Annotated in this window: 19 protein-coding genes and 1 tRNA gene; 10 read left to right on the top strand and 10 right to left on the bottom strand. The window is 62.9% G+C overall.

Features of this window, described 5'->3' with window-relative positions:
- A tRNA-Phe gene (locus AC07WS_RS30235) sits at positions 1-73 on the bottom strand.
- A gap of 77 nt (positions 74-150) precedes the next feature.
- Here AC07WS_RS30235 and AC07WS_RS30230 point away from each other — a divergent pair.
- The 7 genes from AC07WS_RS30230 to AC07WS_RS30200 all read left to right on the top strand — a co-directional run bounded on the left by AC07WS_RS30230 (position 151) and on the right by AC07WS_RS30200 (position 8,642).
- Positions 151-1,371, top strand: coding sequence for an FAD-dependent monooxygenase (locus AC07WS_RS30230; protein ID WP_494732624.1), 1,221 nt, complete (start codon positions 151-153; stop codon positions 1,369-1,371).
- A 38-nt stretch (positions 1,372-1,409) separates the two neighbouring features.
- A complete protein-coding gene (locus AC07WS_RS30225; RefSeq protein WP_494732623.1) occupies positions 1,410-2,135 on the top strand; it encodes a DsbC family protein in 726 nt (241 codons plus the stop codon).
- A gap of 38 nt (positions 2,136-2,173) precedes the next feature.
- A complete protein-coding gene (locus AC07WS_RS30220) occupies positions 2,174-2,632 on the top strand; it encodes a (2Fe-2S)-binding protein (RefSeq protein WP_161091944.1) in 459 nt (152 codons plus the stop codon).
- Between the two features lie 11 nt (positions 2,633-2,643).
- Positions 2,644-4,863: a xanthine dehydrogenase family protein molybdopterin-binding subunit gene (locus AC07WS_RS30215; RefSeq protein ID WP_494732622.1), complete on the top strand. Its 2,220-nt coding sequence runs from the start codon at positions 2,644-2,646 to the stop codon at positions 4,861-4,863.
- 10 nt (positions 4,864-4,873) lie between these two features.
- Positions 4,874-5,440 carry a nucleotidyltransferase family protein gene (locus tag AC07WS_RS30210; protein WP_494732621.1) on the top strand — a complete coding sequence of 189 codons (567 nt, stop codon included), beginning with the start codon at positions 4,874-4,876 and terminating at the stop codon, positions 5,438-5,440.
- Between the two features lie 13 nt (positions 5,441-5,453).
- Positions 5,454-7,274: a M61 family metallopeptidase gene (locus tag AC07WS_RS30205; protein WP_494732620.1), complete on the top strand. Its 1,821-nt coding sequence runs from the start codon at positions 5,454-5,456 to the stop codon at positions 7,272-7,274.
- 216 nt (positions 7,275-7,490) lie between these two features.
- On the top strand, positions 7,491-8,642 hold the full coding sequence (locus AC07WS_RS30200; protein ID WP_494732619.1) for a GGDEF domain-containing protein: 1,152 nt from the start codon (positions 7,491-7,493) through the stop codon (positions 8,640-8,642).
- On the opposite strand, the gene trpC is transcribed toward AC07WS_RS30200, so the two are convergent.
- The 7 genes from trpC to rpe all read right to left on the bottom strand — a co-directional run bounded on the left by trpC (position 8,639) and on the right by rpe (position 14,852).
- A complete protein-coding gene (trpC, locus tag AC07WS_RS30195) occupies positions 8,639-9,439 on the bottom strand; it encodes an indole-3-glycerol phosphate synthase TrpC (protein ID WP_494732618.1) in 801 nt (266 codons plus the stop codon). The genes AC07WS_RS30200 and trpC overlap by 4 nt on opposite strands.
- Before the next feature lie 13 nt (positions 9,440-9,452).
- A complete protein-coding gene (locus AC07WS_RS30190; RefSeq protein WP_494732617.1) occupies positions 9,453-10,112 on the bottom strand; it encodes a LysE family translocator in 660 nt (219 codons plus the stop codon).
- Positions 10,113-10,123: 11 nt separating this feature from the next.
- Positions 10,124-11,161: an anthranilate phosphoribosyltransferase gene (trpD, locus tag AC07WS_RS30185; protein ID WP_494732616.1), complete on the bottom strand. Its 1,038-nt coding sequence runs from the start codon at positions 11,159-11,161 to the stop codon at positions 10,124-10,126.
- Between the two features lie 65 nt (positions 11,162-11,226).
- Positions 11,227-11,790: an anthranilate synthase component II gene (locus AC07WS_RS30180; protein ID WP_090326971.1), complete on the bottom strand. Its 564-nt coding sequence runs from the start codon at positions 11,788-11,790 to the stop codon at positions 11,227-11,229.
- Between the two features lies 1 nt (position 11,791).
- Positions 11,792-13,288 (bottom strand): anthranilate synthase component I, encoded by a 1,497-nt coding sequence (gene trpE, locus AC07WS_RS30175; RefSeq protein WP_494732615.1) that lies wholly within the window; start codon positions 13,286-13,288, stop codon positions 11,792-11,794.
- 212 nt (positions 13,289-13,500) lie between these two features.
- Complete coding sequence (locus AC07WS_RS30170; RefSeq protein WP_494732614.1) at positions 13,501-14,184, bottom strand: phosphoglycolate phosphatase; 684 nt, start codon at positions 14,182-14,184, stop codon at positions 13,501-13,503.
- A 2-nt stretch (positions 14,185-14,186) separates the two neighbouring features.
- A complete protein-coding gene (gene rpe, locus AC07WS_RS30165) occupies positions 14,187-14,852 on the bottom strand; it encodes a ribulose-phosphate 3-epimerase (protein WP_176362606.1) in 666 nt (221 codons plus the stop codon).
- A gap of 181 nt (positions 14,853-15,033) precedes the next feature.
- Between rpe and apaG the strand changes: the two genes are divergently transcribed.
- Together apaG and mltA are read left to right on the top strand one after the other, a co-directional pair.
- Complete coding sequence (gene apaG / locus AC07WS_RS30160; protein WP_161098014.1) at positions 15,034-15,408, top strand: Co2+/Mg2+ efflux facilitator ApaG/CorD; 375 nt, start codon at positions 15,034-15,036, stop codon at positions 15,406-15,408.
- A gap of 142 nt (positions 15,409-15,550) precedes the next feature.
- Positions 15,551-16,768, top strand: coding sequence for a murein transglycosylase A (gene mltA / locus AC07WS_RS30155; protein WP_494732613.1), 1,218 nt, complete (start codon positions 15,551-15,553; stop codon positions 16,766-16,768).
- Here the strand turns inward: mltA and AC07WS_RS30150 are convergent.
- Positions 16,765-17,202: a universal stress protein gene (locus AC07WS_RS30150; RefSeq protein WP_494732612.1), complete on the bottom strand. Its 438-nt coding sequence runs from the start codon at positions 17,200-17,202 to the stop codon at positions 16,765-16,767. The two genes, mltA and AC07WS_RS30150, sit on opposite strands and share 4 nt — an antisense overlap.
- Before the next feature lie 63 nt (positions 17,203-17,265).
- Entirely contained in the window at positions 17,266-18,504 is a 1,239-nt protein-coding gene (locus AC07WS_RS30145) for an MFS transporter (protein ID WP_494732625.1), read from the bottom strand.
- Between the two features lie 153 nt (positions 18,505-18,657).
- On the opposite strand from AC07WS_RS30145, the gene AC07WS_RS30140 reads away from it, so the two are divergent.
- A complete protein-coding gene (locus AC07WS_RS30140; protein WP_070271913.1) occupies positions 18,658-19,434 on the top strand; it encodes an enoyl-CoA hydratase in 777 nt (258 codons plus the stop codon).
- Positions 19,435-19,564: the final 130 nt, after the last annotated feature.

Raw genomic sequence — 19,564 nt, 5'->3', positions numbered from 1 at the left:
TGGCCCGGGGCGGAATCGAACCACCGACACAAGGATTTTCAATCCTCTGCTCTACCAACTGAGCTACCAGGCCAAGGAGCAGAATTATAGCAGGCTTAAGCGAAATTGCAAGGACGAATTTCTCCGGCGCACAAACGCTATAATGTTCGGATGACTAATCCATCCTCCCCCGCTGCGCTGCGCGTTATCGAGAGTGATATTTGCATCGTTGGCAATGGCGCGATTGCCAAGACCGCCGCGCTGGGCCTGGCCCAAGCCGGTTTCAGTGTCACGCTGCTTGGCCCGCCGTCGCATCCGGCCGGCCCCGCCGCCGCCGATCCCGGTTGGGACGCGCGGGTCTATGCCCTGAACCACACCGCCCACAATCTGCTGTCGTCGCTGAAGGTCTGGCAGGCGCTGGACCACGCCCGCGTGGCGCCGGTCGACGCCATGATCGTCCACGGCGACGGCGCGCAGGCCGGCGGCCTGGCCTTCGACGCCTACGGCGCCCACACCGGCACGCTGGCCTGGATCATGGAAGACCGCAACCTGGGGCAGGCGCTGGACGCCGCCCTCAAGTTCGCGCTGAACGTGCGCGTGGTCGAAGGCCGCGCCACCGGCCTGCTGCGCGGCGACGACAGCGCCTCGGTGCACCTGGACGACGGTTCCAGCATCAAGGCCTCCCTGGTCGTCGGCGCCGACGGCGCCCAGTCGTGGGTGCGCGGGCAGTGCGACATCGGCCTCGATTACCGCAGCTACAACCAGCGCGCGGTGGTCTCCAACTTTGCCTGCGCCAAGCCGCACCACGGCGCCGCCTATCAATGGTTCACCGGCGCCGAGGGCATCGTCGCGCTGCTGCCGCTGCCGGGCGACCAGGTGTCGCTGGTATGGTCGGCGCCGGAAGCGCTGGCCGACACGCTGCGCGCCGAATCGGCCCAGCAGATCGCCGACCGCCTGGCCGTCTACGCCGCCGACAAGCTGGGCGCCCTGACGCCGCTGCAGCCGGAACTGGTGCGCGACTTCCCATTGCGCCTGCTCCGCCCGCACGCCATGAGCGCGCCGCGCGTGGCGCTGGTGGGCGACGCCGCCCACGTGGTCCATCCGCTGGCCGGCCACGGCATGAACCTCGGCTTCGCCGACGTCGCGCAGCTGATCAAGACCCTGGGCGAACGCGAGGCGCAGCGCGGCATCGGCGACACCCGCGTGCTGGCCCGCTACGAGCGCGCCCGCAAGGAGGACGTGCTGCTGATGCAGGTCACCACCGATGGCCTGGCGCGCCTGTTCGGGGCGGATATCGAGCCGTTGCGCGTGGTTCGTAATTTCGGATTAAACTTGCTGGATAAATTACCTGTGCTGAAGCGCCGCCTGATCTCCCACGCGATGGGAAAATAGGCCCGCGCCAGTGGGTTCGTGTCGTCACCGGAGATGTTATGAGAAAAAGTAAGACCGTTTTGCTGTTGTTGTCGGCGCTGATGGCGTCCTGCGTGAGCGCGGAAACCCCGTCCACGGATGCGATCAAGAAGCTGGTCGAACCGCGCCTCGGTGCGAACGTGAAAGTCGATTCGGTCAAGGAGACGCCGTATGCCGGCCTGTATGAAGTCCGTATCGGCAACGACATCCTGTACACCGACAAGACAGGCACGTATCTGTTCTCCGGCCACGTGTTCAACCTCACCACCAGCACCGACCTGACCAAGGAACGGCTGGAAGAGATCAACAAGATTAAGTTCTCCGACCTGCCGCTGGATAAGGCCATCAAGACCGTCAAGGGCGATGGCAAGCGCGTGATCGCGGTGTTCGAGGATCCCAACTGCGGCTACTGCAAGCGCTTCCGCCAGACCACGCTGAAGGAAACCGACAACATCACGGTCTACACCTTCATGTACAACATCCTGGCCGACGATTCGTTCACCAAATCGAAGAACATCTGGTGCGCGCCGGATCGCAGCAAGGCCTGGGACGACTGGATGGTCAACAACAAGGCGGCGCCCGCCGCGGCGGAAGCCTGCGAATCGCCGAACCAGGACGTGCTGGAGCTGGGCCACAAGCTGGGCGTCTCCGGCACCCCGGCCATCTTCTTCGCCGACGGCACGCGTGTGCCAGGCGCGATCGATACCAAAGCACTTGAAGAGAAGTTCGCCAAGATCAAGCAATAGCAGCAGCCAAACCAGCGCATCGTCCATAGGAGAACTGAATGATCACATTGAACATCAACGGTAAAGACATGCAGGTAGACGCCGATCCATCGACGCCGATACTGTGGGCTTTGCGCGATAACCTGAATATGACCGGCACCAAGTTCGGTTGCGGCGCGGCGCTGTGCGGCGCCTGCACCGTGCACCTGGGCGGCCAGCCTATCCGTTCGTGCGTGACGCCGATTTCGGCCGCCGCCGGCCAGAAGATCACCACCATCGAAGCGATGGAGTCCGACAAGGTCGGCAAGGCGGTGCAGGCGGCGTGGGTCAAGATGGACGTGCCGCAATGCGGCTACTGCCAGAGTGGCCAGATCATGAGCGCGACCGCTCTGCTGCGCACCAACAAAGCTCCTTCCGACGCCGATATCGACAACGCCATGAGCGGCAACATCTGTCGATGCGGGACGTACCAGCGCATCCGCGCAGCCATCAAAGACGCAGCTAAAACCATCGCCTAAAGGAGAATGTCATGCGTATCGAATGGCTTAACCAGGAAACGATGGCGGGTGTAGAGACTTCCGGCGGCGTATCGCGCCGCAGCTTCATGAAGGCTGGCGCGGTGGCCGGCGGCGGTTTGGTGCTGGGCTTCTTCATGCCGGGCGCTGGCCGCTTCGCCAATGCGCAGCAGCCGCCGGCCAAGGTGTATCAGCCGAACGCCTTCCTGCATATTGCGCCGGACAACAGCGTGACGGTGCAGGTCAACCGGCTGGAATTCGGCCAGGGCGTGCAGACGTCGCTGCCGATGCTGATCGCGGAAGAGTTGGACGCGGACTGGTCGAAGGTGAACGGCGCGCTGGCGCCGGCCGGCGATCAATACAAGGATCCGCTGTTCGGTATCCAGATCACCGGCGGTTCGGGCAGCATCGCCCACTCCTACACGCAGTATCGCGAGATCGGCGCCAAGGCGCGCGCGATGCTGATCGCTGCTGCGGCCCAGGAGTGGAAGGTGGCGCCGGACCAGGTCAAGACGTCGAAAGGCACGCTGATCGGACCCGCAGGCCAGAAAGCCACCTTCGGCGCGATGGCCGATGCGGCCATGAAGCAGCCGGTGCCCGCCAGCGTGAAGCTGAAAGACCCCAAGGATTTCAACTTCATCGGCAAGCCGATGAAGCGCCTGGACGCCAAGCTTAAATCGACCGGCAAGCAGCAGTTCGGCATGGACTTCAAGGCGCCGCACAGCAAGGTCGCCGTGGTGGCGCGGCCGCCGGTGTTCGGCGCCAAGGTCGCCAAGTTCGACGCCTCGAAGGCCAAGGCCATCAAGGGCGTGATCGAAGTGATGGAGGTGAAGACCGATCGCGGCGGCAGCGGCGTGGTGGTGGTGGCCGATGGCTACTGGCCGGCCAAGATGGGCCGCGAAGCGCTGGTCATCGACTGGGACACCAGCGGTGTGGAAAAAGTCAGCACCGACAAGCAGCTGGCCGAGTTCAAGGCGCTGGCGCAGAAGCCCGGCACGCCGGCGCGCAAAGCCGACACCTCCAAGCTGGCCGGCGCGGCGACGAAAATCTCCGCCGTCTATGAGTTCCCATATCTGGCGCACGCGCCGATGGAGCCGCTCAACTGCGTGGTCGACCTGCGCGCGGACGGCTGCACGGTGTGGGCCGGCTCGCAATTCCAGACGATGGACCAGGGCGCCGTCGCCGCCACCGCCGGCCTGAAGCCGGAACAGGTGGTGCTGAACACGATGATGGCCGGCGGCGGCTTCGGCCGCCGCGCCGTGCCGACCTCGGACTATCTGGTGGAGGCGGTCAACGTCGCCAAGGCCTGGAAGGCCGCCGGCAAGACGGAACCGATCAAGGTGATCTGGAGCCGCGAGGACGACATCAAAGGCGGCTACTACCGTCCGTCGCACGTGCACCGCGCCGACATCGGCATGGACGACAAGGGCAACATCGTGGCGTGGGATCACGTCATCGTCGGCCAGTCCATCCTCGCCGGCACGCCGTTCGAGCCGATGATGGTCAAGGACGGCATCGACTCCACCATGGTCGAAGGCATGGGCGAGCCGTATGAAGTGCCGATGAACCTGAGCGCGCACAGCGTCAAGGCCAACGTGCCGGTGCTGTGGTGGCGCTCCGTCGGCTCCACGCACACGGCGTTCGTGATGGAGACGCTGATCGATGAAGCCGCGCACGCCGCCAAGATGGACCCGGTCGCGTACCGCAAGAAGCTGATGGGCGAGAAGGCCAAGCGCCACGTCGCCGCGCTGGACCTGGCGGTCGCCAAGTCCGGTTACGGCAAGAAGGCTTTACCTAAAGGCCAGGCTTGGGGCGTGGCGGTGCATGAGTCGTTCAACACCGTGATCGCGTATGTGGTGGTGGCGTCCGTGAAGGACGGCACGCCCAAGCTGCACAAGGTCACGGCCGGCGTGCATTGCAACCAGGCGGTCAATCCCTTGACGATCGAAGCGCAGATCCAGGGCGCGGCCTTGATGGGCCTGGGCATGACGCTGCCCGGCGCCGCCATCACGCTCAAGGACGGCGTGGTGGAGCAGCAGAATTTCAGCGACTACACGGTGGCGCGCATGACGGACATGCCGGCGATCGACGTGCACATCGTGCCGTCGAACGATCCGCCGACCGGCATGGGCGAACCTGGCTTGCCGCCGCTGGCGCCGGCCTTCGCCAACGCGCTGTTCAAGTTGACCGGCAAGCGTCTGCGCAAGCTGCCGTTCGATCTGGCCAGCGCTTGAGCTGCGCTGGATGGCACTGGTAGGGATATTGCTGGCAGCCGGGCGGGGTAGGCGGTTCGACCCGTCCGGCGTACAAAACAAATTGCTGCAACCGTTGAAGCATGGCGACGCCGTCGTCGTCGCCAGCGCAAAAAACATGCTGGCCGCGCTGGTGCGCGTGGTGGCCGTGGTCCGTCCGGGCGACGACCAGGTGGCGGCGCTGCTGGGCCGCGCGGGGTGCGAGGTGCGCATCTGCGCGGACGCCGATCTGGGCATCGCCGCGTCGCTGACGACGGCGGTCGAATACACCAGGGGTGCGGAAGGCTGGCTGATAGGCCTGGGCGACATGCCCCATGTGCAGCCTGAAACCATGCGGTCGCTGGCCGCGACCATCGAACGGGGCGCCCGCATCGCGGCGCCCGTCTTTGAAGGACGGCGCGGCAATCCGGTCGCCTTCAGCAGTTATCATTTGCCGTTGTTGCTGGCGCTGGAAGGCGACCAGGGCGCGCGCGAGATATTAAAAAGCCATGCGGTGAGCGAGCTGATAGTCGACGATGTCGGCGTGGTGCGCGATATCGATACACCGGGCGATTTGTAAAACAAGGACCAAAATGAAGAAAACGAACAAGAACAAGCCGGCGATCGCGTACAGCATCGTCGGCCACGACCTGGCCGCCCACCTGTTCCACGTCACGCTGACGGTGGATGCGCCGGCCGAAGGCGGCCAGGTGTTCGCCCTGCCGGCCTGGATCCCGGGCAGCTACATGATCCGCGAATTCTCGCGCAACATCGTGCGCATCCGCGCCGAGTCGAACGGCCAGCCGGTGGCGCTGACCAAACTGGATAAGCATTCGTGGCAGGCCGCGCCGCTGAAGGACCACGCGGCGTCGCTGACGGTGCACTACGAAGTCTATGCCTGGGATATGTCGGTGCGCGCCGCGCATCTGGACCAGAACCACGCCTTCTACAACGGCACCAGCGTGTTCCTGCGCGTGCTGGGCCAGGAAGACCAGCCGCACGTGGTGGAAATCCAGCGCCCGGCCGACGAAGCGGCCAAGACCTGGCGCGTGGCGACCTCGCTGCCGGAGCTGAAAGCGAAACGTTATGGTTTTGGCACCTACATCGCGTCCAACTACGACGAGTTGATCGACCATCCGGTGGAGCAGGGCGATTTCGCGCTGGCCACTTTCAAGGCGCATGGCATCCCGCACGACATCGTCATCAGTGGCCGGGTGCCGAACCTGGACCTGCCGCGCCTGAGCGCCGACCTGAAAAAGATCTGCGAAACCCAGATCTCCTTCTTCGAACCGAAGACCAGGAAGGCGCCGATGGACCGCTACGTCTTCATGACGCTGGCCGTCGGCGACGGTTACGGTGGACTGGAACACCGCGCCTCGACGGCGCTGATCTGCGCCCGCGCCGACCTGCCGAGCACGGCGGCGGCCAGCAAGGAAATCAGCGACGGTTATCTGCAATACCTCGGCCTGTGCAGCCATGAATATTTCCATACATGGAATGTGAAGCGCATCAAGCCGGCGGCATTTGCGCCTTACAACCTGCAGGTCGAGAATTATTCGCCGCTGCTTTGGCTGTTTGAAGGCTTCACTAGCTATTACGACGATTTGATGCTGGTGCGCGCCGGCGTTATCGCCGAACCAGCCTATTTCAAATTGCTGGGTAAAACCATAGGCAGCGTATTGCGCGGCAGCGGCCGCACCAAGCAAAGCGTGGCCGATTCCAGTTTCGACGCCTGGGGTAAATATTATCGCCAGGACGAGAATGCGCCGAATTCGATCATCAGTTATTACACCAAGGGTTCGCTGATCGCGCTGGCGCTGGATTTGAGCATACGCGCTAAAACCGGCGGCAAGAAATCGCTGGACGATGTGATGCGCGCATTATGGCAGCGCTATGGCCGCGATTTTTATCAGGGCGGCGGTCGCGGAGTTACTCCTGCCGAAGCCGAGGCATTATTCGATGAAATCAGCGGCGGCCGGTTCAAGCCATTCTTCGATAAATATGTCCGGGGCACCGATGATTTGCCGCTGGCTAAAATGCTGGCGCCATTCGGTGTTAAATATAATGACGAGCGTAAATCGGCCAAGCCGAGTCTCGATGTTAATCTCGGCAAGGATGGCAGTGACTGCAAATTATCCAGCGTGCACGAGAATGGCGCCGCGCACCAGGCGGGATTGTCGGCCGGCGATATATTGATGGCGATAGACGGATTGCGCGTCACCGCCGCCAACCTGGAAACTCTGCTTTCCCGCTACGGCGTGGGATCGGAAATTGAGATCCACGCCTTCCGCCGCGACGAATTAATGACCTTTACCGCGACGCTGCAGGGCGACCGGGTTCCGGGCATCAGCCTGTCGCTGGACCCGGCCGGCAAGAAATCCTCCGGGCCGTTGCGACCCAGCGCCGCCCGTTAATTTCTGAGTCCGGGGCGAGTCCCCGGATTTTTTTGCCCTGTCCATGCCAGAAATTGGCACGTACTAGCCACATTCCGGCATGTGTTGGGGCATTCCGGGGGTGTCGTAGGTTTAATCCTACGCCTTGGTCTGGTTCTAGTTTAGAATTTGGCTGAGCTTTTCTGCCCGAGGATAGACCCGCAAGTGCTACACCTTGATTCCGCCACGATTATCCTGATGTCGACGCTGATGGCCGGCGCGATGAGTGTCGTCCTTTATTCCGCCCACGTTAGTTTTCCAGCAGAGATCAAGGGCCTGAATTATTGGGCGGCGGGATTGATATCGCTGGCTTGCGGTGCGTTTTTATTCAGCTTGAGGCATAGCGTCATCAACGAAACGCTGGTATTGATGAGCGCTAATTCGGCCCTGGTTTGGGGCGTCGGCCTGGCGATGATCGGTACCCGGAAATTTTATGGACTGGACCCCGCCTGGTGGTTGTTTCATCTGGTGTGGTTATTGGCCATGCTGGGCGTTGGATATTGGTTATTAGTTCAACCGAATTTTGCCGCGCGCGTGGCCGTATTCTCTTTTCTGATTTCCGTATTTTATATCAATCAGATTTTGGTGGTATGGCGCCATGGGGAGCGTCATTTCTCCACTATATTCTTCGGCTCATTATTGCTGATTCAAACGCTGGTGGTATTGACGCGAGGCATACTGGCGATATTATTTGGTGGTCCCCAGGTTAATTTGGCGGCGGTCGGGCCATTTCAAAGTGTTTATCTGGCGGCCGGTCAATTCATGGTATTGCTGCTTGCCGTGGGTTTCAAGGCGGTGACCACCCGGCATCTGCAAGCCATACTGGAACGCCGCTCCACGCTCGATCCCCTGACCCAGGTTTTAAACCGCCGCGGCTTCGCCGATATTTACGCTAAAGAGCATGCGTTGATGCGCCGTGAATCCACCGCCATGACGATGCTCAGCATCGATCTGGATTATTTTAAGAAGATTAACGACTGCTACGGTCACGCTACCGGCGACCGGGTTTTAGTCGATGTGGCGGCGGTAATCGGCAAGGCGCTGCGAGTATCCGATCACGTCGCCCGTTTCGGCGGCGAAGAGTTTATTGTTTTACTGCCGGTGACTGGCGTGGACTGGGCCCGCGATATCGCCGAGCGCATTCTGACTGCCGTGCGCGAACCAGGCCGCGCAGGTCTGCCCGCCTACACTGTCAGCATTGGTATTGCCTGCCAGATAAGTTCCGACGAGGATCTGGACGCCATCCTGATGCGCGCCGACGAGGCGCTGTATCGCGCCAAGGAGCGCGGGCGCGACCGTATCGAGATCGCGCCGACGCCGATGCCGCCCTTGCAGGCGGTCAAGGCTTAGTTGAACAGGCGCGCCAGTTCCGCACCCGGATCGGGCGCGCGCATGAAGGCTTCGCCGACCAGGAAGGCGTGCACGTTCGCCTCCCGCATGCGTTTGACGTCGTCCGGCACCATGATGCCGGATTCGGTGATGACCAGTTTTTCCGCCGGAATGCGGTCCAACAGACCCAGCGTGTTCTCCAGCGACACCTCAAAAGTGCGCAAATTGCGGTTATTGATGCCCAACAGCGCGGTTTTCAGGCGCAGCGCGGCGGTCAACTCGTCGCCGTCGTGGGTTTCCACCAGCACGCCCATGCCCAGTTCGTGGGCGCAGGCTTCCATTTCCGCCATCAAGCCGTGGTCCAGCGCCGAGACGATCAGCAGGATGGCGTCGGCGCCCATCGCGCGGGCTTCGTAGATCTGATACATATCGATCATGAAGTCTTTGCGCAGCACCGGCAGCGAGCAGGCGGCGCGCGCCTGCTGCAGATACGCCACCGAACCCTGGAAGAACTGCTCGTCCGTCAGCACGGACAGGCACGCGGAGCCATGGACCTCGTAGCTGGCGGCGATTTCGGCGGGGCGGAAGTCGGCGCGCAGCACGCCTTTCGACGGCGACGCCTTTTTCACTTCGGTGATCACGCCCGCCTGGCCGGCGGCGATCTTGCCGCGCAGGCTGGCCTCGAAGCCGCGCAGGCCGGCGCGCAGTTCGGCGTCGCTTTCAACGTCGGCGCGCAGGCTGGCGAGGCTGCGGTGTTTTTTTGCGGCGGCGACTTCGTCGGCTTTGACCGCTAGGATTTTGTTCAGGATGTCGGACATGGTGAGCCTAAGTTTAATGTTGTTCGGCCAGCGCCAGGCGCAGGCCGAGAGCCAGGAACAGGCCGCCCGTCACGCGGTTCAGCCACAGGGCCACCAGCGGTTTGACCTTCAGGCGTGCGCTGGCGAAGGCGGTGAAGACGGCCAGGCCGTTGCACCACAACATACCGTTGAAATTGAAAATGCAGCCCAGGACGATGAAGGCCAGCGGCTTGCTGGTGGAATCGCTCGAAATAAACTGCGGCACGAAGGCCAGGAAGAACAAGGCCACCTTGGGGTTCAGGACATTGGTCAGGAAACCCTGGAAGAAGATTCTACGGTACGCCAGCGGTTGCGCGGCGCCGCGCACGGCGATTTCGGCGGCCTCCGCGTCATCGGCTTCCGTCCGCAGCCTGGCGCGCAGCATGCCGATGCCGACATAGACGATGTAGGCGGCGCCTATCCACTTCACCACCGTGAACGCGGTGGCGGACGTCGCCAGCAGCGCCGACAAGCCCAGGGCGGCGGCGAGGATGTGGATCATGGTGCCGGCGCCTATGCCCAGCGCGGCGGCCGAACCGGCGCGCCAGCCCTGGGTGGCGCTGCGCGTCATGATCAGCAGCGAATCCGGGCCGGGCATGATGTTCAGCAGCAGCCCGGAGATTATAAACAGCGTCAGATCGTGGATGCCGAACATGCTGGCCTCCCTTAGTTGGTACTGCCGAGGCTTTGCGTGACCTCCACGAACTGCTGCACCTTGCGCATCGCGTCGCCGGAGCTGACGGCTTTGCGCGCGCGCGCCAGGCCGTCCTCGATCGAGCTGGCCACGCCGGCCGCATACAGCGCGGTGCCCGCGTTGAGCGCGACGATATCGTAGGCCGCGCCAGGTTCTCCGCTCAGCGCTTCCATCATCTTCGCTTTCGATTCCGCCGCATCGGCCACCTTCAGGTTGCGGCTGGCGATCATCTGCAGGCCGAAGTCCTCGGGATGGATTTCATATTCGCGGATCTCGCCGTTAACCAGTTCGCCGACCAGCGTGGCCGCGCCAAGCGAGACTTCGTCCATATTGTCGCGGCCATAGACCACGATGGCGTGCTGCGCGCCCAGGCGCTGCAGCACGCGCACCTGGATACCCACCAAGTCGGCGTGGAACACGCCCATCAGGATATTCGGCGCGCCGGCCGGATTGGTCAGCGGCCCCAGGATGTTGAAGATGGTGCGCACGCCCAGCTCGCGGCGCACCGGCGCCGCGTGCTTCATCGCAGCGTGATGGTTGGGGGCGAACATGAAGCCGATGCCGGTCTGCGCGATCGACTGCGCGATCTGCTCGGGCTTGAGGTTGATGTTGGCGCCCAGCGATTCGATCACGTCGGCGCTGCCGGACGACGACGATACGCTGCGCCCGCCGTGCTTGGCCACGCGCGCGCCGGCCGCCGCGGCGACGAACATCGACGCGGTGGAGATGTTGAAGGTGTGCGCGCCGTCGCCGCCGGTGCCGACGATGTCGAGCAGGCCGGTGGTGTCGGCCATCGGCACCTTGGTGGAGAACTCGCGCATCACCTGTGCGGCGGCGGCGATCTCGCCGATGGTTTCCTTCTTCACGCGCAGGCCCATGGTCAGGGCGGCGATCATGGTCGGGGACATCTCGCCGGACATGATCTGGCGGAACAGGTGCAGCATCTCGTCGTGGAAAATCTCGCGGTGTTCGATGCAGCGCAGCAGTGCTTCTTGATGGGTGATAGGCATGGCTATTCCTTCTCTGAATTTTGGCGTGGGCGCGCGCGGCGGCGCGCCGGTACGAACAGCGCTGGTCAGCGGACCAGGAAGTTCTTCAACAGTGCGTGACCGTGTTCCGACAGGATGGACTCGGGGTGGAACTGCACGCCCTCGATGTCGTAGTCCTTGTGGCGCACGCCCATGATTTCACCGTCGTCCGTCCATGCCGTCACTTCCAGGCAGGACGGCAGCGAGCTGCGCTCGATGGCCAACGAGTGATACCGGATCACCGTGAAGGGGGAGGGCAGGTCCTTGAAGACGCCCACGCCCGTATGCGCGATTAAAGAAGTTTTGCCATGCATGACCTGCTTGGCGCGGATGACTTTTCCGCCGAACGCTTCGCCGATGGCCTGGTGGCCCAGGCACACGCCCAGTATCGGCTTCTTGCCGGCGAAGTGCTTGAGCACCTCGATCGAAATACCGGCTTGCGACGGATCTTTCGGGCCTGGCGAAATGCAGATGTGGTCCGGGTTCAGCGCTTCGATTTCCGCGATCGTGATTTCGTCGTTGCGGTACACGCGCACGTCCTCACCCAGCTCGCCGAAGTACTGCACGATGTTGTAGGTGAAGGAGTCGTAGTTGTCGATCATTAGCAGCATCTCAGATCCCCCCATCCAGGCCATCTTGTACTTGTTCGGCGGCGCGCAGCACTGCGCGCGCCTTGTTTTCAGTTTCCAGCCATTCCATCTCCGGTATCGAATCGGCGACGATGCCGGCGGCGGCCTGCACGTGCAGCATGCCGTCCTTGATCACGCCGGTGCGGATCGCGATCGCCACGTCCATCTCGCCGCCGAAGGACAGGTAGCCGCAGGCGCCGCCGTAGATGCCGCGCTTGGAGATTTCCAGTTCGTCGATGATCTCCATCGCGCGCACTTTCGGCGCGCCGGTCAGCGTGCCGGCCGGGAAGGTGGCGCGCAGCACGTCCAGGTTGGACAGGCCGGCCTTCAGCTTGCCCTCGACGTTGGAGACGATGTGCTGCACATGCGAGTATTTTTCGATGACCAGGCGGTCGGTGACCTTGACGCTGCCGATCTCGGAGATGCGGCCCAGGTCATTGCGCGCCAGGTCGATCAGCATCACGTGTTCGGCGATCTCTTTCGGATCGGCCAGCAGTTCCTTGGCCAGTTCGGCGTCGCGCTCCGGCGTGGCGCCGCGCGGGCGGGTGCCGGCGATGGGGCGCAGCGTGACTTTCTTCTCGCCGTCCGGCAGCGTCTCGTTGCGCACCAAAATCTCCGGCGAGGCGCCGACGATCTGCATGTCGCCGAAATTGTAGAAGTACATATACGGCGACGGATTCAGCGAACGCAGCGCGCGGTACAGCGACAGCGGCGAATCGACGTAGGGTTTGCGCAGGCGCTGGCCGATCTGCACCTGCATCAAGTCGCCGGCCATCACGTATTCGTGGGCCTTGGCGACGGCCTTCAGGTATTCCTCTTTCGGGAAATCGCGCGTGATGTCGGTGCGAACCGAGGCGCTGGTCACCGGCGCGTCGAGGCCGCGGCGCAGCATCATGCGCAGGTCTTTCAGGCGCTGGCGCGCTTTGTTGTACGACTCCGGCTGCGTGGTGTCGGCGTAGACGATCAGATACAGCTTGCCGGACAGGTTGTCTATGACGGCCAGTTCCTCGGTCACCATCAGCTGGATGTCGGGCAGGCCCAGGTCGTCCTTCGGCTGCGAGTGGGCCAGCGTTTTCTCGATGTGGCGCACCGTGTCGTAGCCGAAGTAGCCGGCCAGGCCGCCGCAGAAGCGCGGCATGCCGGGACGCAGCGCGACCTTGAAACGCTTCTGGTATGCCTCGATGAATTCGAGCGGATTGCCTTCGTGGGTCTCGATCACCGTGCCGTTCTTGACGATCTCGGTGCGCGTGCCGAAGTTGCGCAGCACCGTCGTCGCCGGCAGGCCGATGAAGGAGAAGCGCCCGAAACGCTCGCCGCCAACCACCGATTCAAGCAGGAAGGTGTTCTTGCCGGCGTTCTGGGTCTGGGCCAGTTTCAGGTACAGCGTGAGCGGGGTTTCGAGGTCGGCGAAGGCTTCGGCGATCAGCGGGATGCGGTTGTAGCCGTCGGTGGCCAACGATTTGAATTCGAGTTCGGTCATGTCTTCTCTCCATGCCGCCAAGGGCGTGGTTGTGGCTTGGCGGTGGTTTGTCAAAAAACCTGTCGGACGCGCGGATGCGGACGACAGCAATCAGTTCGGCTTAGTTTTGCCAGGATTGCCAGCGTCGCCAAAGCCAGGCCTCAATCGAGCCGGTTTGGTTGACGTTGTGTTTTTTGGTGAGAGACATGTTGGTCAGGTAGTTCAGCTAAGGGTTAGTTTTGCGAACGTATCAGGCTGGACGCTTCCAGCAATGTGGCTACTATACCATCGGAATCCGTTTTGTGTATAGCTTCTCCGTGATTGTAACCGTAAGGTACGGTCAACACCGGGCAACCCGCTGCCCGTGCGGCTTGCGCGTCGTTCGAGGAATCGCCGATGGCCACCACCTGCGCCGGCGCCAGGCCGAAATCTGCGCATACCGTTTGCAGCGGCAGCGGATCGGGTTTTTTGCGCGGCAGCGAATCGCCGCCGTAGACCACGTCGAAAAATCCGTCCAGGCCTTTCAGTTTGAGCAGCGGCGTGGTGAAGGAAATTGGCTTGTTGGTTACACAGGCCAGGCGCAGGCCCTGCGCCTTCATCGCCGTCAGGCCCTCGATCACGTCCGGATACAGCGCGCTGTGGTCGCCGTTGATGCTCAGGTAGTGGCGCTGGTAGGCGTCCATCGCCGCGTCGAAATGCGCTTCCACGCGGGCCGCGTCCCAATCCAGCCCCAGCACGGAGCGGATCAGGTTCTCGGAACCCTTGCCGACCATCAGCGCGATCTGGTCCTGCGAGATCGCTTGCAGGTCCAGCTCCGCGCGCATGGCGTTGATCGCGACGTGGAAGTCGGGGATCGTGTCCAGCATGGTGCCGTCGAGGTCGATGATTGCGGCGCGTACGCCTGCCAGCACGCTCATATTTACACCGTCGCCAGTTGGGCGCGCATGGCGTCGATGACGGCCTTGTAGTCCGGCTTGCCGAAGATGGCGGAGCCGGCCACGAAGGTGTCCGCGCCTGCCGCCGCTGCCGCGGCGATGTTGTCGATCTTGATGCCGCCGTCCACTTCCAGCAGGATGTCGCGGCCCGATTCGTTGATCAGGCGGCGCGCTTCGGCGATCTTCTTGAGCGCCTGCGGAATGAAGGACTGGCCGCCGAAGCCCGGGTTGACCGACATGATCAGGATCATGTCGATCTTGTCCATCACGTGTTCCAGATAGCTCAGCGGCGTGGCCGGATTGAACACCAGGCCGGCCTTGCAGCCGTGGTCGCGGATCAGCTGCAGCGAGCGGTCGATGTGGTCCGACGCTTCCGGGTGGAAGGTGATGATGTTGGCGCCAGCCTTGGCGAAGTCCGGAATGATGCGGTCGACCGGCTTGACCATCAGGTGCACGTCGATCGGCACTTGCACGTGCGGGCGGATCGCTTCGCACACCAGCGGGCCGATGGTCAGGTTGGGAACATAATGGTTGTCCATCACGTCAAAGTGAATGATGTCCGCACCGGCGGTGACGACGTTGCGGACCTCTTCACCGAGGCGGGCGAAATCGGCGGACAAAATGCTGGGAGCGATGCGGAAAGTGGTCATGGCGTAGGGCTGGCAAGAAAAAAGATGCGCTATTTTACGCTGCCCGGCGCGACTGCACCGGTTTTCAGCCGCGCCGTCCTTGCATACGGGGCGGATTTGCGGTGCAATGGGGGTCTGACGATATACAATCGCCAATTTTGTATAGAGCGATTACGCTTTTACCAAGCCTTAAGGAATTTCGATGGCCACTTATGAATTTACTGTGTCGGTCAGAACTCAGTACCTGCCGGATCAGTCGGACCCGGAACGCACCAATTTCGTGTTCACCTACTCGATCACGATCAAGAACACCGGCACGGTGGCGGCGCAGCTGATCTCGCGCCACTGGGTCATCACCGACGCCAACAATCATGTGGAGGAAGTGCGCGGACTGGGCGTGGTCGGCCATCAGCCGCTGCTGCAGCCGGGCGAGCATTTCGAGTACACCAGCGGCACGGCGCTGCAAACCCAGCAAGGCTCGATGGTCGGCGAGTATTTTTGCGTGGCCGAGGACGGCCACCAGTTCGAAGTCAAGATCCCGGAGTTCGTGCTGTCGCTGCCGCGCACGCTGCACTGATTACTTCGGATCGTTTTCCTGCTCCGGCGGGGGCAGTTGTTTGGTCTTGCCCTTGCCCTGGTACATGGTCCACCAGACGATGAACACCAGCAGGAAAAACGCCACGCATGCTTCTATCATTAAGACCCACATAGCCATCCTTATGTCATTAACTAGCCGTAGTCTACTCGTTCCGCTGACCGTCGTCGCGCTTTCCCTGGCCGCCTGTACCACCACGCCGCTGCCGCCTGCCCAAGTGCCCGCGCCTGCCGTGACGCCGCCGGTCACGCCTCCTGTTGTGCCGCCTGTGGTGCCGCCGGTGCCGCCCAAGCCGGTTGCGCTGCAGATGGTGCCGGCCACCTTCGCGTCGCTGCCGGGCTGGGACAAGGACGATGTGCGCGCGGCCTGGCCGGCGTTCATGTCCTCGTGTTCGGTGCTGGTCAAGCAGCCTAACTGGAAGGAGTCATGCACCATCGCGCGCACCGTCAACGGCAGCGACGAGCAGGCGATCCGCACCTTCTTCGAGGCCTTCATGGAGCCGAACCAGGTGATCGCGCCGGACGGCGCCACCGACGGCCTGATCACCGGTTACTACGAGCCGCTGCTGCGCGGCGCGCGCAAAAAGGGCGGGCCTTACCAGACGCCGCTCTATAAAGTGCCGGACGATATGCTCACCATCGACCTGGCCAGCGTGTACCCGGAGCTGAAGGGCATGCGCCTGCGCGGCAAGCTGGTCGGCAAGAAGGTGGTGCCGTATGCGACCCGCGCCGATATCGAGAAGGCCGACTTCAGCGGCAAGGAGCTGCTGTGGGTGGACGATCCGGTGGAGTCCTTCTTCCTGCAGGTGCAGGGCTCGGGCCGCGTGCAGCTGACCGACACGCAGGAAACCGTGCGCGTGGCCTATGCGGACCAGAACGGCCATCCCTACAAATCGATCGGCAAATATCTGGTGGAGAAGGGCGAGCTGACGCTGGAGCAGGCATCGGCGCAGGGCATCAAGGCGTGGATCGCCGGCCATCCCACGCGCATGCAGGAGTTGTTCAATGTGAACCCGAGTTATGTGTTCTTCAGGGAGGAGCGTCTGCCCGATCCGAAGGTCGGGCCGAAAGGTTCGCTGGGCGTGCCGTTGACGCCGTCGCGTTCGGTGGCGGTCGATGCCACGCAGCTGCCGCTGGGGGCACCGGTGTTCCTGTCGACCACGATGCCGAACAGCGACATCCCGCTGCAGCGCCTGGTGATGGCGCAGGATACGGGCGGCGCGATCCGTGGCGCGATCCGCGTCGACTACTTCTTCGGCTTCGGCACGGAGGCGTCGGAGAACGCGGGCCGCATGAAGCAGCGCGGCAACGTATGGGTGCTGCTGCCTAAGCAGCCGCTCTAACGCAGCACCATCACGGGCAGCGTGGTGTGGGCGAGCACCTTCTGCGTCTCGCTGCCCAGGAACAGCCGGTTCAGGCCGCGCCGCCCATGCGATGCCATCATGATGATGTCGCATTCAAACTTCTTGGCCGCCTCGACGATCTCCTCGTAGGGGCTGGGCGACATCGTCACCACGCCCTCGAACGGAACTTCGGCGGCGCGCGCGGCGGCCGCCACCTTTTCGATATGATGACGGGCCGCGTTTTGCATCTGCGCGGCGAACTGGCCGGAATCGATGACCGCGCCGCTGTCGCCCATGGACGCGAACGGCAGCGGCGTGATGACCGTGATTGCGACCAGGCGCGCCTGGTTGAGCTTGGCAAACTGGACCGCCATCGCGGTCGCTTTGTCCGACAGCTCGGAGCCGTCGGTGGGCAGCAGGATGGACTTGAACATGACGCACTCCAATGTAGGGAACACGAAAACAGCCTAATGATTTAGACCATTCGGCGGCGCACGTTAGGACGCGGCGGGCGCCGGATGTTGCTGCACATTGCGCATGGACGGCGACATCGCCATCACCGCCGTCAGCGCAATGCCGCCCACCGCCACGCAGGCCATGCCGGTGCGGATGCTGAAGTGCTCGCCGATATAGCCGGCCGTGAGCGCGCCGGCCGGCGCCGTCGCCACGGTCAGGAAGCGCATCGTCGAGACCATGCGGCCCAGGTAGGCGTCCGGCGTGACTTTCTGGCGCATCGTCATGTAGGGCATGAAGAACAGCATCACGCCGCAATCGAGGAACAGCGACAGGCCGCCGCAGGCCACCGCGCTGGCGGTCGGGCTGCCGAACAGATTGGCCGGGATCATCGGCATGGCGGCGAAGGCGAAGGCGGTCAGGCCCAGGCCGGTCAGCATGGTCACGCCGGGGCCGAAGCGCGTGTTCAGCGGCTTCAGCAGCAGTGAGCTCATCAGTACGCCGATGCCGCCGACCATCTGCGCCACGCCCAGCATGCCGGCCGTCATGCCTAGCTCGCGGGTGGAGAACAGCACGCTGAGTGCGGCGAAACCATAGAACAGCATATGCCACACGCCCGCGCCCCAGGCCAGCGTGCGCAGCAGCGGCTGGCCCCAGATGAACAGCAGGCCGTCGTGGATGTCGCGCAGCGGATGCTTGTTGGACGGCGCAGGCTTGGGGTCGTTGGCCTTCAGATTGCGCAGCAGCAGGATCGAGATCACAAAGCCGATGGCGTTCAGCAGGACGGCGAACGGGGCGGTCAGCCATTGGATCAGCACGCCCGCGACGCCGGGCGCGATCAGCCGCGAGGCCGAGTCGGTGGCGGCGAACTTGGATTGCGCGTCGGTCAGGCGGTCGCGCCCGATCAGGTTGGTGAGGAAGATCTGTTCCGCGCCGCCGCCCACCACCGAGCAGGCGCCGCTGATAAAGGAAACCACGTACATCCATTCGATGGACAGCCGCCCAAGCCAGTAAGCCAGCGGGATGCTGCCCAGCGTCACGGCCATGATCGCCTTGCTGCCCAGGAGTACCGGCAGCTTGCGGTTACGGTCCAGGAAGACGCCGGCCGGCAAGGCCAGCAGCGCGAACGGAATCGCCGCGCACGCGCCCAGCATGCCCATCTGCGCCGGCGTCGCGTGCAGCAGCAGTACCGAGCACAGCGGCAGGGCCAGCGCGCTGATGTAGCTGCCGAAGCCGTTGAGGATGGCGCTGAACCAGTAGCGCATAAAGTCGCCGTTGCGCAGCAGGGCGTCGTTGTCCAGCTTATTGGTCAGGTGGCGGCGTAAGGCGGTAAAAATAGGAGACTCTTAAAAGCAGGTTGCTATCGTTCAATGATACCAGCGCGGGAGTTAGGCGCTACAATCCTTCAGGAATATTCCACTGTGAAGGAGACACCTATGCAATATGAAGACCTGATCGTTGAAGTGCACGACAAAGTAGCCCTGATCCGTCTGAACCGTCCGAAGGCGCTGAACGCGCTGAACGACCGCATGATGAACGAGCTCGGCGATGCCCTATATAAGTTTGATGCCGATCCGGCCATCGGCTGCATCGTGCTGACAGGCAGCGAGAAAGCCTTTGCCGCCGGCGCGGATATCGCGGCCATGGCGGACTATACGTATGTGGATACCTATCGCGACAACTACATCACCCGCAACTGGGAGCATATTCTGCGCATCCGTAAGCCGGTGGTGGGCGCCGTGGCCGGCTACGTGCTGGGCGGCGGTTGCGAGCTGGCGATGATGTGCGATTTCCTGATCGCTGCCGACACCGCCAAGTTCGGGCAGCCGGAAATCAAGGTCGGCGTCACGCCGGGCGCGGGCGGCACGCAGCGCCTGCCGCGCACCATCGGCAAGGCCAAGGCCATGGACATGCTGCTGACCGCGCGTACCATCGACGCGGTGGAAGCAGAGCGCATCGGTCTGGTGTCGCGCGTGGTCCCTGCGGACAAGCTGATCGAGGAAGTGCTGACCGCGGCGAAGCAGATCGCATCGATGCCGACGTCGGTGGCGATGATGATCAAGGACTCCGTCAACCGCGCCTTCGAAACCACGCTGACGGAAGGTGTCAATTATGAACGCCGCCTGTTCCAGTCTGCCTTCGGTACGCCGGCGCAAAAAGAAGGCATGCATGCTTTCCTTGAAAAGCGCTTGCCAAACTTCGACGGTCTTTGATATAGTTCGCCTCCCCGCAAAACGGTGCATGCAAATGCAGTGCTGAGTGGGGAGAAAAAAAGTAGGGGTTGACGAAACGATCTAAACGCTTCATACTCTTTCTTCTTCGCTGACGGACACAACGCTCCGC

The sequence above is a fragment of the Duganella sp. GW821-FHT01E12 genome (assembly GCF_059422325.1).
This window is presented reverse-complemented; position numbering and strand designations above follow the sequence as displayed.

What these genes read in the sequence shown, in the direction of transcription:
- AC07WS_RS30180 (WP_090326971.1), bottom strand. Translation starts at nt 11,790, where the DNA reads ATGCTGCTAATGATCGACAACTACGACTCCTTCACCTACAACATCGTG.
- trpD (WP_494732616.1), bottom strand. Translation starts at nt 11,161, where the DNA reads ATGCCTATCACCCATCAAGAAGCACTGCTGCGCTGCATCGAACACCGC.
- AC07WS_RS30190 (WP_494732617.1), bottom strand. Translation starts at nt 10,112, where the DNA reads ATGTTCGGCATCCACGATCTGACGCTGTTTATAATCTCCGGGCTGCTG.
- AC07WS_RS30215 (WP_494732622.1), top strand. Translation starts at nt 2,644, where the DNA reads ATGCGTATCGAATGGCTTAACCAGGAAACGATGGCGGGTGTAGAGACT.
- AC07WS_RS30170 (WP_494732614.1), bottom strand. Translation starts at nt 14,184, where the DNA reads ATGAGCGTGCTGGCAGGCGTACGCGCCGCAATCATCGACCTCGACGGC.
- AC07WS_RS30205 (WP_494732620.1), top strand. Translation starts at nt 5,454, where the DNA reads ATGAAGAAAACGAACAAGAACAAGCCGGCGATCGCGTACAGCATCGTC.
- apaG (WP_161098014.1), top strand. Translation starts at nt 15,034, where the DNA reads ATGGCCACTTATGAATTTACTGTGTCGGTCAGAACTCAGTACCTGCCG.
- trpC (WP_494732618.1), bottom strand. Translation starts at nt 9,439, where the DNA reads ATGTCCGACATCCTGAACAAAATCCTAGCGGTCAAAGCCGACGAAGTC.
- AC07WS_RS30200 (WP_494732619.1), top strand. Translation starts at nt 7,491, where the DNA reads ATGTCGACGCTGATGGCCGGCGCGATGAGTGTCGTCCTTTATTCCGCC.
- trpE (WP_494732615.1), bottom strand. Translation starts at nt 13,288, where the DNA reads ATGACCGAACTCGAATTCAAATCGTTGGCCACCGACGGCTACAACCGC.
- AC07WS_RS30220 (WP_161091944.1), top strand. Translation starts at nt 2,174, where the DNA reads ATGATCACATTGAACATCAACGGTAAAGACATGCAGGTAGACGCCGAT.
- AC07WS_RS30140 (WP_070271913.1), top strand. Translation starts at nt 18,658, where the DNA reads ATGCAATATGAAGACCTGATCGTTGAAGTGCACGACAAAGTAGCCCTG.
- AC07WS_RS30150 (WP_494732612.1), bottom strand. Translation starts at nt 17,202, where the DNA reads ATGTTCAAGTCCATCCTGCTGCCCACCGACGGCTCCGAGCTGTCGGAC.
- AC07WS_RS30225 (WP_494732623.1), top strand. Translation starts at nt 1,410, where the DNA reads ATGAGAAAAAGTAAGACCGTTTTGCTGTTGTTGTCGGCGCTGATGGCG.
- rpe (WP_176362606.1), bottom strand. Translation starts at nt 14,852, where the DNA reads ATGACCACTTTCCGCATCGCTCCCAGCATTTTGTCCGCCGATTTCGCC.
- AC07WS_RS30230 (WP_494732624.1), top strand. Translation starts at nt 151, where the DNA reads ATGACTAATCCATCCTCCCCCGCTGCGCTGCGCGTTATCGAGAGTGAT.
- AC07WS_RS30210 (WP_494732621.1), top strand. Translation starts at nt 4,874, where the DNA reads ATGGCACTGGTAGGGATATTGCTGGCAGCCGGGCGGGGTAGGCGGTTC.
- mltA (WP_494732613.1), top strand. Translation starts at nt 15,551, where the DNA reads ATGTCATTAACTAGCCGTAGTCTACTCGTTCCGCTGACCGTCGTCGCG.